Source organism: Acinetobacter sp. YH12052 (genome assembly GCF_013419835.1).
GTDB classification, from domain to species: Bacteria; Pseudomonadota; Gammaproteobacteria; order Pseudomonadales; family Moraxellaceae; genus Acinetobacter; species Acinetobacter amyesii.
Window position 1 is genome coordinate 33,815 of the sequence record NZ_VOZI01000003.1, and the last position, 13,306, is coordinate 47,120.

The 13,306-nt window shown below is 41.7% G+C and carries 13 protein-coding genes and 4 tRNA genes; 13 read left to right on the forward strand and 4 right to left on the reverse strand.

The window, feature by feature from the left end; genetic code table 11:
• Positions 1 to 61: 61 nt before the first annotated feature.
• The 3 genes from FTU06_RS02655 to rluD are packed head-to-tail and all read right to left on the reverse strand — an operon-like array spanning position 62 to position 2,491.
• The gene (locus tag FTU06_RS02655) at positions 62 to 613 is read right to left on the reverse strand and encodes a flavodoxin family protein (RefSeq protein ID WP_180144780.1); all 552 of its coding nucleotides are present in this window, start codon (positions 611 to 613) and stop codon (positions 62 to 64) included.
• A gap of 40 nt (positions 614 to 653) precedes the next feature.
• Positions 654 to 1,394, reverse strand: coding sequence for a peptidoglycan editing factor PgeF (pgeF, locus tag FTU06_RS02660; protein WP_180144783.1), 741 nt, complete (start codon positions 1,392 to 1,394; stop codon positions 654 to 656).
• Positions 1,395 to 1,438: 44 nt separating this feature from the next.
• Positions 1,439 to 2,491: a 23S rRNA pseudouridine(1911/1915/1917) synthase RluD gene (gene rluD / locus FTU06_RS02665; RefSeq protein WP_078191355.1), complete on the reverse strand. Its 1,053-nt coding sequence runs from the start codon at positions 2,489 to 2,491 to the stop codon at positions 1,439 to 1,441.
• A 71-nt stretch (positions 2,492 to 2,562) separates the two neighbouring features.
• On the opposite strand from rluD, the gene FTU06_RS02670 reads away from it, so the two are divergent.
• Positions 2,563 to 3,555 carry an outer membrane protein assembly factor BamD gene (locus FTU06_RS02670; RefSeq protein ID WP_180039560.1) on the forward strand — a complete coding sequence of 331 codons (993 nt, stop codon included), beginning with the start codon at positions 2,563 to 2,565 and terminating at the stop codon, positions 3,553 to 3,555.
• Positions 3,556 to 3,767: 212 nt separating this feature from the next.
• Complete coding sequence (locus tag FTU06_RS02675) at positions 3,768 to 5,696, forward strand: DNA primase (protein ID WP_180117821.1); 1,929 nt, start codon at positions 3,768 to 3,770, stop codon at positions 5,694 to 5,696.
• 54 nt (positions 5,697 to 5,750) lie between these two features.
• On the opposite strand, the gene hemA is transcribed toward FTU06_RS02675, so the two are convergent.
• The gene (gene hemA / locus FTU06_RS02680) at positions 5,751 to 7,034 is read right to left on the reverse strand and encodes a glutamyl-tRNA reductase (protein WP_180144786.1); all 1,284 of its coding nucleotides are present in this window, start codon (positions 7,032 to 7,034) and stop codon (positions 5,751 to 5,753) included.
• Between the two features lie 78 nt (positions 7,035 to 7,112).
• Here hemA and FTU06_RS02685 point away from each other — a divergent pair, with 78 nt between their 5' ends.
• The 11 genes from FTU06_RS02685 (at position 7,113) to panD (ending at position 13,254) form a co-directional block, all read left to right on the forward strand.
• Positions 7,113 to 8,825: a hypothetical protein gene (locus tag FTU06_RS02685; protein WP_180023231.1), complete on the forward strand. Its 1,713-nt coding sequence runs from the start codon at positions 7,113 to 7,115 to the stop codon at positions 8,823 to 8,825.
• A gap of 9 nt (positions 8,826 to 8,834) precedes the next feature.
• The gene (lolB, locus tag FTU06_RS02690; protein WP_180089146.1) at positions 8,835 to 9,413 is read left to right on the forward strand and encodes a lipoprotein insertase outer membrane protein LolB; all 579 of its coding nucleotides are present in this window, start codon (positions 8,835 to 8,837) and stop codon (positions 9,411 to 9,413) included.
• Positions 9,414 to 9,441: 28 nt separating this feature from the next.
• On the forward strand, positions 9,442 to 10,281 hold the full coding sequence (gene ispE, locus FTU06_RS02695; RefSeq protein WP_180089155.1) for a 4-(cytidine 5'-diphospho)-2-C-methyl-D-erythritol kinase: 840 nt from the start codon (positions 9,442 to 9,444) through the stop codon (positions 10,279 to 10,281).
• A gap of 3 nt (positions 10,282 to 10,284) precedes the next feature.
• A tRNA-Gln gene (locus FTU06_RS02700) sits at positions 10,285 to 10,359 on the forward strand.
• A gap of 38 nt (positions 10,360 to 10,397) precedes the next feature.
• Positions 10,398 to 10,472 (forward strand) — tRNA-Gln (locus FTU06_RS02705).
• A 28-nt stretch (positions 10,473 to 10,500) separates the two neighbouring features.
• Positions 10,501 to 10,575: transfer RNA gene (locus FTU06_RS02710), tRNA-Gln, on the forward strand.
• Between the two features lie 91 nt (positions 10,576 to 10,666).
• A tRNA-Gln gene (locus FTU06_RS02715) sits at positions 10,667 to 10,741 on the forward strand.
• A gap of 37 nt (positions 10,742 to 10,778) precedes the next feature.
• Positions 10,779 to 11,732: a ribose-phosphate pyrophosphokinase gene (locus tag FTU06_RS02720; protein WP_078191360.1), complete on the forward strand. Its 954-nt coding sequence runs from the start codon at positions 10,779 to 10,781 to the stop codon at positions 11,730 to 11,732.
• Positions 11,733 to 11,830: 98 nt separating this feature from the next.
• Positions 11,831 to 12,127, forward strand: a complete 297-nt coding sequence (rplY, locus tag FTU06_RS02725) for a 50S ribosomal protein L25 (protein WP_078192179.1) — start codon at positions 11,831 to 11,833, stop codon at positions 12,125 to 12,127.
• Between the two features lie 20 nt (positions 12,128 to 12,147).
• Positions 12,148 to 12,723, forward strand: a complete 576-nt coding sequence (gene pth / locus FTU06_RS02730; RefSeq protein WP_168378106.1) for an aminoacyl-tRNA hydrolase — start codon at positions 12,148 to 12,150, stop codon at positions 12,721 to 12,723.
• A gap of 150 nt (positions 12,724 to 12,873) precedes the next feature.
• Positions 12,874 to 13,254: an aspartate 1-decarboxylase gene (panD, locus tag FTU06_RS02735; RefSeq protein ID WP_078192181.1), complete on the forward strand. Its 381-nt coding sequence runs from the start codon at positions 12,874 to 12,876 to the stop codon at positions 13,252 to 13,254.
• The last annotated feature ends 52 nt before the right edge of the window (positions 13,255 to 13,306 follow it).

Below are 13,306 nucleotides of genomic sequence, written 5' to 3' on the forward strand. Positions count from 1 at the left end.
ATTTCCATCACTAGGGTTTTCAAAGATTTATAAATGATAGTTCAAACGATTTATTTACAAATTAATTAACTTTATTTAACAACAGTCCCAGATATTCACCAAACCAAATAGCGGTTTCTAAATCACCCGCAGGTGGCGTGACTTCAACAGGCGCATTATCCGATTGTGTCATTAAACCTAAAAAGCTCGACATCCGATTTAAATCTGTTGTGCTTCGTCCAGTTGGCATCAATGGAAGACCGCTCCACAACATGCCGTGCTGCATGGCGAATAAATTGATTTGCTGCAATACTGCCAATTTATCTCCACTTAAGCCGCCACCATTGGTAAAACCAGCGGCTAACTTGCCTTGCCATGTCCGTGCTAACCAGCGTTTAGATGATTGCTCCATGAATAATTTCATTGCCGCACTCATACTGCCCATATAGGTTGGGCATCCAAAAACGATGGCATCTGCACTGTCCAATTCGTCCCAATCCACATGCTCTACATTCATGAGATGGACTTTTACACCGGCTTTTTCTGCACCTTGTACAATGAAATTCGCCACTTTGGCAGTGTGTCCATAGGGACTGTGGTAAACAACAGCAAAAGATTTAGCAGTCAAAGACATAACATTTAAAAGTCGATAGATTCAGTCAAGTTTAGCATTTTCAAAGCATAAAGACGAATGTTGCCATACGTCCTGTTTTCGCTTCTCGGCGATAAGAAAAATATTCTTCAGCTTGCAAAAAGGTACATTGGTCGCCACCGGTTACAGCTTTAACCCCATGTAATGCAAGAATATAACGCGCTATCGCATAAAGATCAGCATAATATTTGCCTTCCTTTACACCAGCTTTAAATGCACTTTCAAGTTCTGGGTATTTGGAACAAAAGGCAGCTTTGACTTCTGCGCCAATTTCAAAACTCTCTTGGCAAATGGCTGCCCCCAACCAAGCCCATGTTGGCTGAGTGTGGATGGCTGCAATGGTGTTTTCCACAATACCATTTGCCAAGCCCTTCCAACCTGCATGCAGATTGGCAACTTCAGTCCCGTCAGCATTACCCAAAACCACGGGTAAGCAATCTGCGGTCATCATCATCAGGGCATGGTGTTTAGACTGCGTGACCATACCATCGCCTTCGGGTGCAACAAAGTTGATCTGTTCATCAATCCGATGGCATAGCGTACTGTGCGTTTGGTTCATCCAGCTGATTTTATTCACGCCATATTTAGCAAAGTCTTTGAGCAATTGCATCCGGTGCTTTTGCACACGCGCTGCATCATCTCCCACATGCAATGCCAGATTAAATCCTGCCAGCTCAGGTTGTTCAGCGGGTTGCGTCTGATCATGATGAACTCGAGTTTGTCCCACAAAAACACCCTGTGGAAGTCCCTGAACAAATTGCATGTTGCCGTCCTTTTCTATCTATGGCGTGTAAATCAGTTTAAAACTTAATAAGCTTTGTTTTCGCTACGTAAAACTTCAACCAATTGATTAAAGTCTTCAGGCCATGGTGCTTCAAACATCATGTCTTCACCTGTACGTGGATGAACAAGACCCAATTTAACTGCATGTAACGCTTGACGTTTAAAGCCACGTAAAGTGTCATCTAATAACATCGACGCGCCTGCAGGCATACGTACACGTGGTACATACACTTGATCGCCCACAAGACCATGACCGATATAAGTAAAATGCACACGAATTTGATGAGTACGACCCGTTTCTAAACGTGCTTGAACGCGGGTAAAGTTTTGGAAACGTTCTTTCACATTATAGTGAGTCACCGCATCTTTACCGCCCGGCAAGACTGCCATTTTAATGCGATCGACAGGATGACGTTTAATTGGTTCATCGACTGTACCGCCAGCAATAATGTTGCCATATACGATCAAATCGTAAATGCGGTAAACCGATTTCTTCGCCAATTGCTTACTTAAAGAAAATTGGGATTCGAGGTTTTTCGCAACAACCAACAGACCTGAGGTGTCTTTATCAATACGATGCACCAAACCTGCACGGGTCAACTCTGAAGATTTTGGGTAGTGATGCAAAATTGCATTCACCAATGTGCCTGTACTGTTTCCAGCGCCCGGATGAACAACCATACCGACAGGTTTATTAATCACCATAATATCGTCATCTTCATAGACAATATTAAGTGGAATATCTTCAGGTAAGCTACGTGTTTGTGCTTCTAACTCGACGTCTAAAGTCAGTAACTCTGTGCCTTCGCATTTGTACTTTGGTTTCACAGTGTTACCATTGACCAACAAATGGCCCTCTTTGAGCCACTGTTTTAGCTTTTCACGAGAAAAATCAGTCCAAACCAGTGCTGAAACCTGATCAATACGTTGTCCTAAATAGCTTTCATCCAATTGAAATTGCAACGATAAACGTGTTGCAGTTGAGTCTGAAGTATGGTTATCTGCATCCTCAGAATCTTCAAGTAAATTGAAATCAGTTTCAGGGAAATTAGAATTGGAAGATTGTGCTTGACTCATTTGCTCATTCAGACAAAAGTGGTTTAATAGTTCAATTGTAGCTCATTGCCCGTATTAACAGAGGAATTTTTATGTCGCTACCAAAATATAAAATGACAATGCTTGCTCTAACAATAGGCATTGCATCGGCAATGGTAGGCTGTAGCAGTAATCCAAAGAAAGAAGTGGTCGACACAGGTCCACAATCAAGCGAACAGATTTATATCGAAAAAGCACAAAAAGCGCTTGAACGTAACCAATATACAGATGCAGCAAAACACCTTGAAGCTCTAGAGACCTACTACCCTACAGGTAACTATGCGCAGCAAGCACAACTTGAACTATTGTATGTAAAGTTTCAGCAAAAAGACTATGAAGGTGCGATTGCACTTGCAGACCGTTTTATTCGTATGAACCCACAACATCCGCAAGTTGATTATGCGTACTACGTGCGTGGTGTTTCAAACATGGAGCAAAACTACAACGGTTTGCTTCGCTATACTTCTTTAAAGCAATCGCATCGTGATGTGAGCTATCTCAAAGTGGCTTATCAAAACTTTGTCGACTTTATCCGTCGCTACCCATCGAGCGAATATGCAGTCGATGCCGCACAACGTATGAAGTTCATCAGTCAAGAATTGGCTGAAAGCGAGATGAATGCGGCACGTTTTAATGTGAAGCGTAAAGCATGGTTAGCTGCTGTTGAACGTTCACTTTGGGTGATCGAACATTATCCTCAAGCACCACAAGTTCCAGAAGCTCTAGCGACGGTTGCCTATGGTTATGACAAACTTGGTGATAAAACCACGTCTCAGCAATACATTGAAGTACTTAAACTGAACTATCCAAAACTTGTGAAGTCAGACGGTACTCTCAATATGCGTGCTGCACGTAGTGAAGGCAGCTTCCTTAACCGTGCAACTTTGGGTATTTTCGGTAAAGAAGCACAGACGATGTCTGAGCAAACCTCTACAGACGTAGTTGAAACTGATGAAGAAAAACGCAGTTTAACCAATCGTTTAAGCTTTGGCTTATTGGATCGTCCTCATAGCGAAAAAACTGAGTCGTCAGAATCAGCTGAATAATATAGTCGCAACGAAGGTCGATTTTTCACAAAGGGCAAGTTAGAATACTTGCCCTTTTATCTTTTCAGGATCTACAGATTCGGTTAGATTAAAAGGTATACAATAGTTCGATGGACGATGCTGTACTACATCTCCACCTGAACTTACAGCATTGCTGATTTCAACATATTTCACGAACTGCCCAAATTCAATAGATAGACAGATAAAATAGCATGGCCATTCCTCAACATACAATTGATCAAATTTTAGATCGCACCGATATTGTCGATGTGATTGGTCAATTTGTGAAATTGAAAAAGACTGGACGCACTTACTCAGGATGCTGCCCATTCCATCAGGAAAAATCGCCATCTTTCCATGTCTATCGTGATAAACAATATTTTCACTGCTTTGGTTGTCAGGCCAATGGTAATGCCATCCGTTTTTTAATGGATATTGGTAGCCGTAACTTTATTGAAGTAATGAAGGATTTATCAAGCCAAACAGGTATTGAACTACCGAAAGACAATAACGATTCCAATAAACTCAAATATAAGCGCGAATCTAAACCTAAACCTGTACAAAAACCTGCAATCGAAACAAAAGCTCTGACGCCCCAAACAGGCGAAACACAGACTGCTCCTGCTGCAGTAAATTTCGAACACGACCCATTTGCTGAGTTTCAAAATAGCGAAGAAGCCTTTTATGGGAGCGATCCGTTTGCTCACTTTGACCAAGTTGCCAATGCTTTTGAAGATGTGCCGCAAGATGGAAACTTATATGACTTGCTGGAAAATGTCGCACAGTTTTATGAACAACAACTTCCGCTCAGTCCAATTGGGCAAGCTTATTTTAAACAACGGGGTCTCAGTGCAGACACCATCGCCTATTGGCGCTTAGGCTATGCCCCTGAAGATTGGCAACATCTGGAAAAAGCCTTTCCACAAGATATCGAAGGACTCAAACTTCTCGGTTTGATTCGCACCAGTGATAGTGGTCGTGACTTTGACTTACTGCGTGAGCGGGTGATTTTCCCGATTCGAGATGCGAAAGGTCGTGTGGTCGGTTTTGGTGGTCGTGCCCTAAATGATGAAATCAAACCGAAATACATCAACTCTCCAGACTCCGAAGTTTTCCATAAAAATCAGTTACTTTATGGTTTATACGAAGGCCGTAAACAAAAAGCCCAAGATTGGTTAATGGTCGAAGGTTATATGGATGTCATTGCCCTACAGCAATATGGCATTCATGGCGCTGTAGCGACTTTAGGGACTGCCAGTAATACTGAACATTTAAACATTTTATTTAAGCAAAATAGCCGTATTACCATTGCATTTGATGGAGATGCCGCAGGTCAAAAAGCAGCTCGACGTACGCTCGAAATTGCCCTCCCACTGCTGAATGATGGTCGTGAACTTAAATTCTTTGTTTTGCCGAATGACCATGACCCAGATTCATTGATCCGTCGTGAAGGTATTGAAAATTTTCGACGGTTACTGGACACCTCACCGCTTCTTTCTGAATTTGTTTTTGCACATTTAACGCAAAATCATGATGTCAGTTCACCTGAGGGTAAAAGTCAGGTGATGGGTGAACTGAGACAACTGACTGAACTGTTGCCGAAAGGTGGTTCATATCGTTATTTGCTACAACAATATTTCCGTGAAAAATTAGGGTTTAGCCGAAAGTGGCAGCCTCAAGTTAATAATGATGCATCATTGAGCTTTAGTACAAAAATTGATGCTGAAGAATATGTGATTGCGATTTTAATCAATCATCCTTATCTTTACATTCATTTTGAGCCTTTACGCGCCTTAGTTTCACAAGATCTCTTGCTTTATCATGTGTTAAATATTTTCAATGTGATTTTTGATGAATTGCCTGATGACCCAGAGTTATCCACCTATTATGTACTCGGTGCATGTGCAGCTCATCATCATGAATTACAACATATTTTAGAACATGCCAATATCAGTGACTATACGTCATCACCTGAACAAGCAGATAAACTTGCAGCAGATTTATCGACAAAATTGCAATATCAATTCTTACAACTCAAGATCAAGTCGAATAAGTTTTCTAGCCTTGCTGAAATGCGTAATTTAAAACAACGTATTTATGATATTGATAAAAAAAGATCGCTCACCCTCCTTGAAGATTAAGTTTTAACTTCAAATTCAAGCTGTGAATGACCTTTATTTAATGAATAAGTTTATTTATTTCTTTGGTTTACGGCGATTTTCAGCCACATTAACTAAATCTTGTTCTATCATTTCAAAATAAGCGGGATCTTCCGCCATCGCAGCATTGCGCAGCACGATAGAGGTTGGATGCAATAGTTTTTGGGTTAAACGATGCGACATTTCTTGCATAATCTTCGCAGCATCTTCGCCCTTTTGTAGACGATTCAGCGCCAAAGCCAGTTCTTCTTGACGCAATGACTCACCATGTTCACGGTATGCATGAATCGTCGAGCCAGCCAAATTCACTTTTTGCTGCGTGATTAAATCTGTCGCAAGCTGATTGACCATCACTTCGGCTTCAACTGCCGCCTGACGACGCTGAGCCAAATTTTCTTCAATGACAGTTTGCAGGTCATCGACACCATATAAATAAACGCCATCTAGACTTTCAACTTTGGCTTCAATATCTCGTGGTACAGCCAAATCAACCAATAGCATTTGTTTATAACGACGTTTTTTCAGTGCTGCTTTGACATCCGCAAAATAAATCACTTGATGCAAGCTTCCAGTACAACTTGAAATTACATCTGCGCGATGTAAATTGTCTGCCAAATCTGCAAAATCAATTATTTCAACTTCTACACAATGAGCAATCTCTTGCGATAAAGCTTCGGCACGGGCACGTGTACGGTTACAGATAATAATTCTGCCCACACCCATTTCGGCCAAATGCTTTGCAACCAAGCTATTCATTTCACCAGCAGCAACAATCATCACCGTCAATTTTTCAGGCTGACTAAAGACCTGTAAAGCGAGCTGAGCAACAGCATAGCCCATCGACACCGCATGACTTCCAACGGCTGTTTCAGAACGCACACGTTTTGCCGCATAAAAGGCATATTCAAAAATACGGTTTAAATTTGGGGAAACGGTTTCGGCATCTTTGGCTAAGGACAAAGCCGTTTTGACTTGACCTAAAATTTGAGGCTCACCAAGCATGAGCGAATCCAAGCCGCTAGCCACACGCATGAGGTGTGTCACCGCTTGTGCATTTTCATAACGATACACATGATTTGACAATTGCTTTACATCGATACCATTTGATTGGGCGAGCCAATTCAATACCACGTCTGCATTTTCAGACATCGCATAGACTTCGGTACGATTACATGTAGACACCACCACCATGTCATTGAGTTCAGGCGTATGGCTTTGCTGTTCAAGCAGCGCTGTTAACTTTTCAGGGTTAAATGCAATCTGTTCGCGCAGTTCTACAGAGGCGGTTTGATGGTTGACACCCAATGCAAAGAAAGACATATCAGATCATCATTTCGCTAAATTTATGCTATTGTGCATTATCGGCGTCATAAAAAGCATTACTTGGATCAAGAAAAATTGCGTCTAACAAATAGCCGACTGAACGGCCAGACAATAAAGCAGTATTCTACCACATTCTTACTTGTTGGTAGCATGGCTTCTACTGCCCCAATTCGGGCCGTGGGAGAAGTTTACCATGCAAATTCAGGATATGATGCAATTAAACAAAGTATGATTGCAGAATTTGCCTTAGCTTATAACGACATCCCAACCGCGCTTCATAATTACACCGTGCTTGCAATCAAAAGCAAATCCACCATGGTCAAACAGCGTGCTTTAAACGTTGCTATTGAGCAAAATGATTTACAAGCAGCCTTAGATATTGCTACACATTGGGTTGTGCAAGAACCTGAAGATGTACCAGCATTATTTTATTTATCACATATTGCTTTGAAAGCCCATGAATATGAGCTTGCCGCCGAAACACTTGATAAAATTTTAACCATTGACCCAAATGCAGATTTAGAACAAATTTTGGCGGGTATTTCCCCTGAATCAGAGGAAGATCGCGCTTATCTGATTCAGGCACTGACCGCTAGCAAGGAAAAAACCAACCCTTCTATTTTGGTCTTAGTCGCAGGTTTACAAGCTCAAAATGGTGCCTTTGCTGATGCCTTAGACACCATTAATTTAGCACTGAAAAAACGCCCGAAAGTGACTGGCTATATCTTAATGAAAGCCAATTTACTTATGTCGTTAGGTGATGAAGAAGAAACCTTAAAATGGTTCGAAAAATCCAGCCGTAAACACCGCAACAATATGGAAGTTCGCTTAGCAGAAGCAAAATATTTAATTAAAATCAATCAGTCAGAATTAGGTCTAGAAAAACTCGAAGATATACTAAAGAAATGGCCATCTGCTGAAGAACCGCTATTTATGGCAGGTTTGACCAGTATTGACTTAGAGCTTTATGAAAAAGCCGAAAAGTATTTGGTGGAGTTACGTTATTCGAGCAAATACCAAAATGAAGCGTATTACTATCTCGCAGTAAATGCTGAACGCAAACAGCATTATGAAACGGCAAAAGCCTATTATCGCCTTGTTGATGGCAGTCTTTATACAGTTTCACGGCGCAATATGATCAGCATTTTTAGCCAGCAAAATAAGCTGCATGATGCACTGCGCTTTTTAACCCAAGAGCGGGTTAATTATCCTCAACATGCCAGTTTCTTATATCTTGCTCAGGCAGATATTTTAAAACGCATGAACAATAAAAAAGCAGCAGTCCGTTTGCTTGATGAAGCGGTAAGAAACTTGCCCGAAGATCCTGAGCTCATTTATGCCGAAGTTCTACTGCTCGACGCCCATCAAGATAAAGATAGACTCGACCAATTACTAAAACAATTACTTGAAATTGAACCCAATAGCCCGACCTATTTAAATGCATATGCCTATACCTTGGCGGTACAAAATAGACGCTTAGATGAAGCCCGAAAATACGTCGAACATGCCTTAGAATATGCTCCTGAGCAAGCTTCAATCTTAGATACGTTCGGTTATATTTGTTATTTGCAAAATGATTTTAGTACATCTGCATCTGTTTTGGCCAAAGCGTATGAACTGAGTAATAGTTTAAAAATTGGCATTCGCTATGCACGATCAGTCTTCATGCAAGGTGATATGAATAAATTTGACGCGTTGTTACAACAACTCCAACAAAAACATCCGAATGATCCGCAATTAGAGCAACTACATTCGTTATTGTTACCCCAACCCATGAAAAAGAGTTAAAAAGACTTTATGCAAGTATCTTCAAAATTTGGGGTATCTGCCCTGACCTGCTGCGCTTTATTTTTTACCGGTTGTCAGCAATATGTTAAAACACCCGCTCAACCTAGCCCTGAAGAGGTCGCTGCAAATCAATTCAACTTACAAGGTAAGATTGGTGTGCGCACGCCACAACAGTCAGGAAGTGCTTTTTTTACTTGGGTTCAAGACCGCAATGAATATGATATCGAACTGAGTGGCATATTAGGTGTTGGAAAAACTCAAATCAACGGTAAACCTGGTCAAGTTCAGTTAAACAGTGCAAAAACCGGTTTAATTGAAGCAGAAACACCTGAAGAATTACTGGAACGTGCTACCGGTTGGCAAGCTCCCATTACCCACCTCATCGACTGGGTACAGGCGCGCCCTGCAACCACACAAGCAAAAATTCAACGCGATACTGCGCAGCGTCCACAACAGATTATTGAAGATGGTTGGACCGTAGACCTGAGCTATAACGAGACTGCGACGGTACCGAACAAGTTAATTTTAAAACAAGCACTTGAATCCGGTCAGGAAAACCGTATTACAATGGTGATTCAAAATCGTTAATTTGCCTAAAAGCTGAGCTATGACTTCTGTGATTCGTGTACCTTCTCCTGCAAAACTCAATTTGTTTTTGCACATTACTGGCCGACGTCCTAATGGATATCACGAATTACAAACGATTTTTCAGCTCATCGATTTATCGGATTGGATGGAATTTCACCCACTTGCAAATTCTGCTGATGAAAATTTTATTCAAATTGAGGGCTTAAACAGCGTTAATCTAGAGCAAAATTTAATTTATCGTGCTGCTCAAATACTCAAACCGTTTGCTAAAGCACTAACTGCACAAAAAATCTACATTGAAAAAAATATTCCCATGGGTGCAGGGCTCGGTGGTGGTTCATCCAATGCAGCCACCACCCTAATCGTGCTCAATCAACTATGGAAATGTGGTTTAAATACCGAACAACTTGCAGAACTCGGCTTACAACTTGGGGCAGATGTTCCCGTGTTTGTACATGGTCTAAATGCATGGGCAGAAGGTATCGGTGAACACTTAACATTCATAGATTTAGCTCAAAAACAGTACATTGTGTTAAAACCTGACTGTTTTATCAGCACTCAACTGCTTTTTTCACAAAAAACGTTGACAAGAGACTCAAAGCCCACTAAATTTTGCGGCTATCAGGAAACGCCATCTGATTTTGGAAATAACTTTGAGCCTGTGGCACGAAGCTTATATCCCGAAGTCGATGAAGCAATGCGGTACTTAGATCAGTTCGGTACAGCAAAGCTTACAGGTACAGGTGCTTGTGTATTTACTGAAGTGACTGAAAATATGAATATTGATGACATATTGAAAAATGCACCATGTAAATCTTACTTGGTTCGCAGTTTGCAAGAATCACCATTACGTCATTTTGAAGTTTGATATAGGGGCGTCGCCAAGTGGTAAGGCACCGGGTTTTGATCTCGGCATCCGTTGGTTCGAATCCAGCCGCCCCTGCCATCATTTTTCACCTGTAGATGTAATTGCTGTAAAGTATTAGGGGCGTCGCCAAGTGGTAAGGCACCGGGTTTTGATCTCGGCATCCGTTGGTTCGAATCCAGCCGCCCCTGCCATTTACTTTATTCGCTATTTCATCAATTTAGGGGCGTCGCCAAGTGGTAAGGCACCGGGTTTTGATCTCGGCATCCGTTGGTTCGAATCCAGCCGCCCCTGCCATTTACTTCAAAAAAGACAGAGCATAATTTGCAGTATCTTTGTTGTTTCAACTTGACAAAATACTGTAAAAATATTAAAGTTCTGCCGCATTAGGGGCGTCGCCAAGTGGTAAGGCACCGGGTTTTGATCTCGGCATCCGTTGGTTCGAATCCAGCCGCCCCTGCCATCTAATTCTCCAATTTGCCAACCGCCAAGGGTGCTTCATGCCCAATCTTGTCGTTTTTAGTGGATCTGCACATCCACAATTCGCCCAAAAAGTCGTTAGCCACCTTCACATCCCTCTAGGTGCTGCATCTGTAGGTCAATTTTCTGACGGTGAAATCGCTGTCGAAATTACTGAAAATGTTCGTGGTAAAGACGTATTCATCGTACAACCAACTTGTGCTCCAACTAACGATAACCTTATGGAAATCTTAGTTATGGCTGATGCTTTGCGTCGAGCAAGTGCTGGTCGTATCACTGCTGTCATTCCTTATTTTGGTTATGCTCGTCAAGACCGTCGTCCACGTTCAAGCCGTGTGCCAATTACAGCAAAAGTTGTTGCAGATATGCTCACAACTGTTGGTATTGACCGCGTTGTCATGATCGACCTTCATGCTGACCAAATCCAAGGTTTCTTCGATATTCCTGTAGACAACATCTACGGTACTCCTGCACTTTTAGCAGATCTTCGTCAACAGTCACACGACAACTTAATGGTTGTTTCTCCTGACGTTGGTGGTGTAGTACGTGCGCGTGCTGTAGCTAAGCAAATGGGTGATATCGATCTTGCGATCATCGACAAACGCCGTCAAAAAGCGAATGAATCTCAAGTAATGCACTTGATCGGTGACGTTAAAGGCCGTGACTGTGTCATCGTTGATGATATGGTGGATACAGCAGGTACATTGTGTAAAGCTGCTGACGCACTAAAAACTTTTGGTGCTCGAAAAGTTGTTGCTTACGCAACTCACCCTGTACTTTCTGGTAAAGCTTTAGAAAACTTGAAAAACTCTGTGATTGACGAATTGGTTGTAACAGACACTATTCCGCTTTCAGAAGAAGCTCAAGCTCTTGGTAAGATTCGCCAAGTTTCAGTTGCAAGTATGGTTGCTGAAACAATTCGTCGTATTAATAACGAAGAATCTATTAGCGCAATGTTCGATTCTTATCTATAATATAGCGCTAAATTTAAAAGCCCTGCCTTTTGGTGGGGCTTTCTATCACTAGACTGGTCGAAGGTCTAGTCAATTAAACTTAAATAGGAATGTCTATCATGGCAAACTTCGTATTAAATGCAGTAGCACGTGAAGAAGCAGTACAAGGGAAAGGTTCGAGCCGCCGCCTTCGTCTTCAAAATAAAGTACCAGCAATCATCTACGGTGGTGCAGCTGAACCTGTAGCAGTTACTTTGGAACTTCGCGAACTTGTTAAAGCTTTAGAAAACAACGCATTCTTTGAAGAAGTTGTTGAAATCAACATCGACGGTAAAGCTGAAAGCGTTAAAATCCAAGCTTTACAACGTCACCCAGCTAAAAACACTCCTATGCACGCTGACTTCAAACGCGCATAAGTGTTAAATGGTGTAAATGAGTGAGTAAACTTTCACTGATTGTTGGTTTGGGTAACCCAGGTTCTGAGTATGCCCAAACCCGCCATAATGCAGGCTTCTGGTTTGTAGAACGCCTTGCAGAACAATATGGCATCCAACTCAAAGCTGATCCTAAATATAAAGGCATCAGTGGTCGTGGTAATATCGAAGGTCAAGACGTTCGTCTGCTGTTACCTACAACCTTTATGAACCTCTCTGGTCAAAGTGTTGTTCCCTTCGCCAAATTCTATCAAATTGCTCCTGAAGCAATGCTTATCGCACACGATGAACTTGATATGAACCCTGGTGTCATTCGCCTGAAAACTGGCGGTGGTCATGGTGGTCATAATGGTTTACGCGATATCGTCCCGCATATTGGTCCAAATTTCCATCGTTTACGTATTGGTATTGGTCATCCAGGTTCTAAAGAACGTGTCTCAGGCCATGTCTTAGGTAAAGCACCAAGTAGTGAACAAGGCTTAATGGATGATGCTATTGCACATGCCTTATCACGTACTAAATTGTTGGTAAGTGGTGAGATTCAGCAAGCCATGAACCAGATCAATGCTTACAAATAGAACTGACAATTCCACAAATTGTTGAACAATACTTATTGCCATCTGAATAATTTCAGAGCAAAATGCGCTTGCATTTGACTGCTCACCCAGCATTCAAGAGATTGTTCCACCATAAGATACGATCTTAGGTCTACCAAGGAGACGCTAGCCATGCTATCTCGTTTATTAAAAGCTAAAATCCACCGTTGCGTCGTTACACAAGCAGAATTACATTATGAAGGTTCTTGTGCAATTGACGGTATTCTTCTAGATTTAGCCGGTATCCGTGAATATGAAGAAATTCATATGTGGAACGTGACTAATGGTAAGCGTTTTACCACTTACGCCATTCGTGGTGAAGAAGGTTCTGGCATTATCTCTGTAAATGGCGGTGCTGCTCACCAAGCAGATATTGGCGACTTGATGATTATCGCAACTTTTGGCGATTTCACAGAAGCTGAAGCAAATGCACATAAGCCACGTTTAGTCTACGCGAACCCAAACAACACTGTGAACCACACAGCGAACTGTATTCCAGTTCAAGTTGCATAAGTTAAAGCATTTAAAGATTCTAAAAAGCCCGCAATTTTGCGGGCTTTTTTAT

What these genes read in the sequence shown, in the direction of transcription:
- FTU06_RS02720 (WP_078191360.1), top strand. Translation starts at nt 10,779, where the DNA reads ATGCCCAATCTTGTCGTTTTTAGTGGATCTGCACATCCACAATTCGCC.
- rplY (WP_078192179.1), top strand. Translation starts at nt 11,831, where the DNA reads ATGGCAAACTTCGTATTAAATGCAGTAGCACGTGAAGAAGCAGTACAA.
- rluD (WP_078191355.1), bottom strand. Translation starts at nt 2,491, where the DNA reads ATGAGTCAAGCACAATCTTCCAATTCTAATTTCCCTGAAACTGATTTC.
- FTU06_RS02670 (WP_180039560.1), top strand. Translation starts at nt 2,563, where the DNA reads ATGTCGCTACCAAAATATAAAATGACAATGCTTGCTCTAACAATAGGC.
- hemA (WP_180144786.1), bottom strand. Translation starts at nt 7,034, where the DNA reads ATGTCTTTCTTTGCATTGGGTGTCAACCATCAAACCGCCTCTGTAGAA.
- FTU06_RS02675 (WP_180117821.1), top strand. Translation starts at nt 3,768, where the DNA reads ATGGCCATTCCTCAACATACAATTGATCAAATTTTAGATCGCACCGAT.
- lolB (WP_180089146.1), top strand. Translation starts at nt 8,835, where the DNA reads ATGCAAGTATCTTCAAAATTTGGGGTATCTGCCCTGACCTGCTGCGCT.
- panD (WP_078192181.1), top strand. Translation starts at nt 12,874, where the DNA reads ATGCTATCTCGTTTATTAAAAGCTAAAATCCACCGTTGCGTCGTTACA.
- FTU06_RS02655 (WP_180144780.1), bottom strand. Translation starts at nt 613, where the DNA reads ATGTCTTTGACTGCTAAATCTTTTGCTGTTGTTTACCACAGTCCCTAT.
- pgeF (WP_180144783.1), bottom strand. Translation starts at nt 1,394, where the DNA reads ATGCAATTTGTTCAGGGACTTCCACAGGGTGTTTTTGTGGGACAAACT.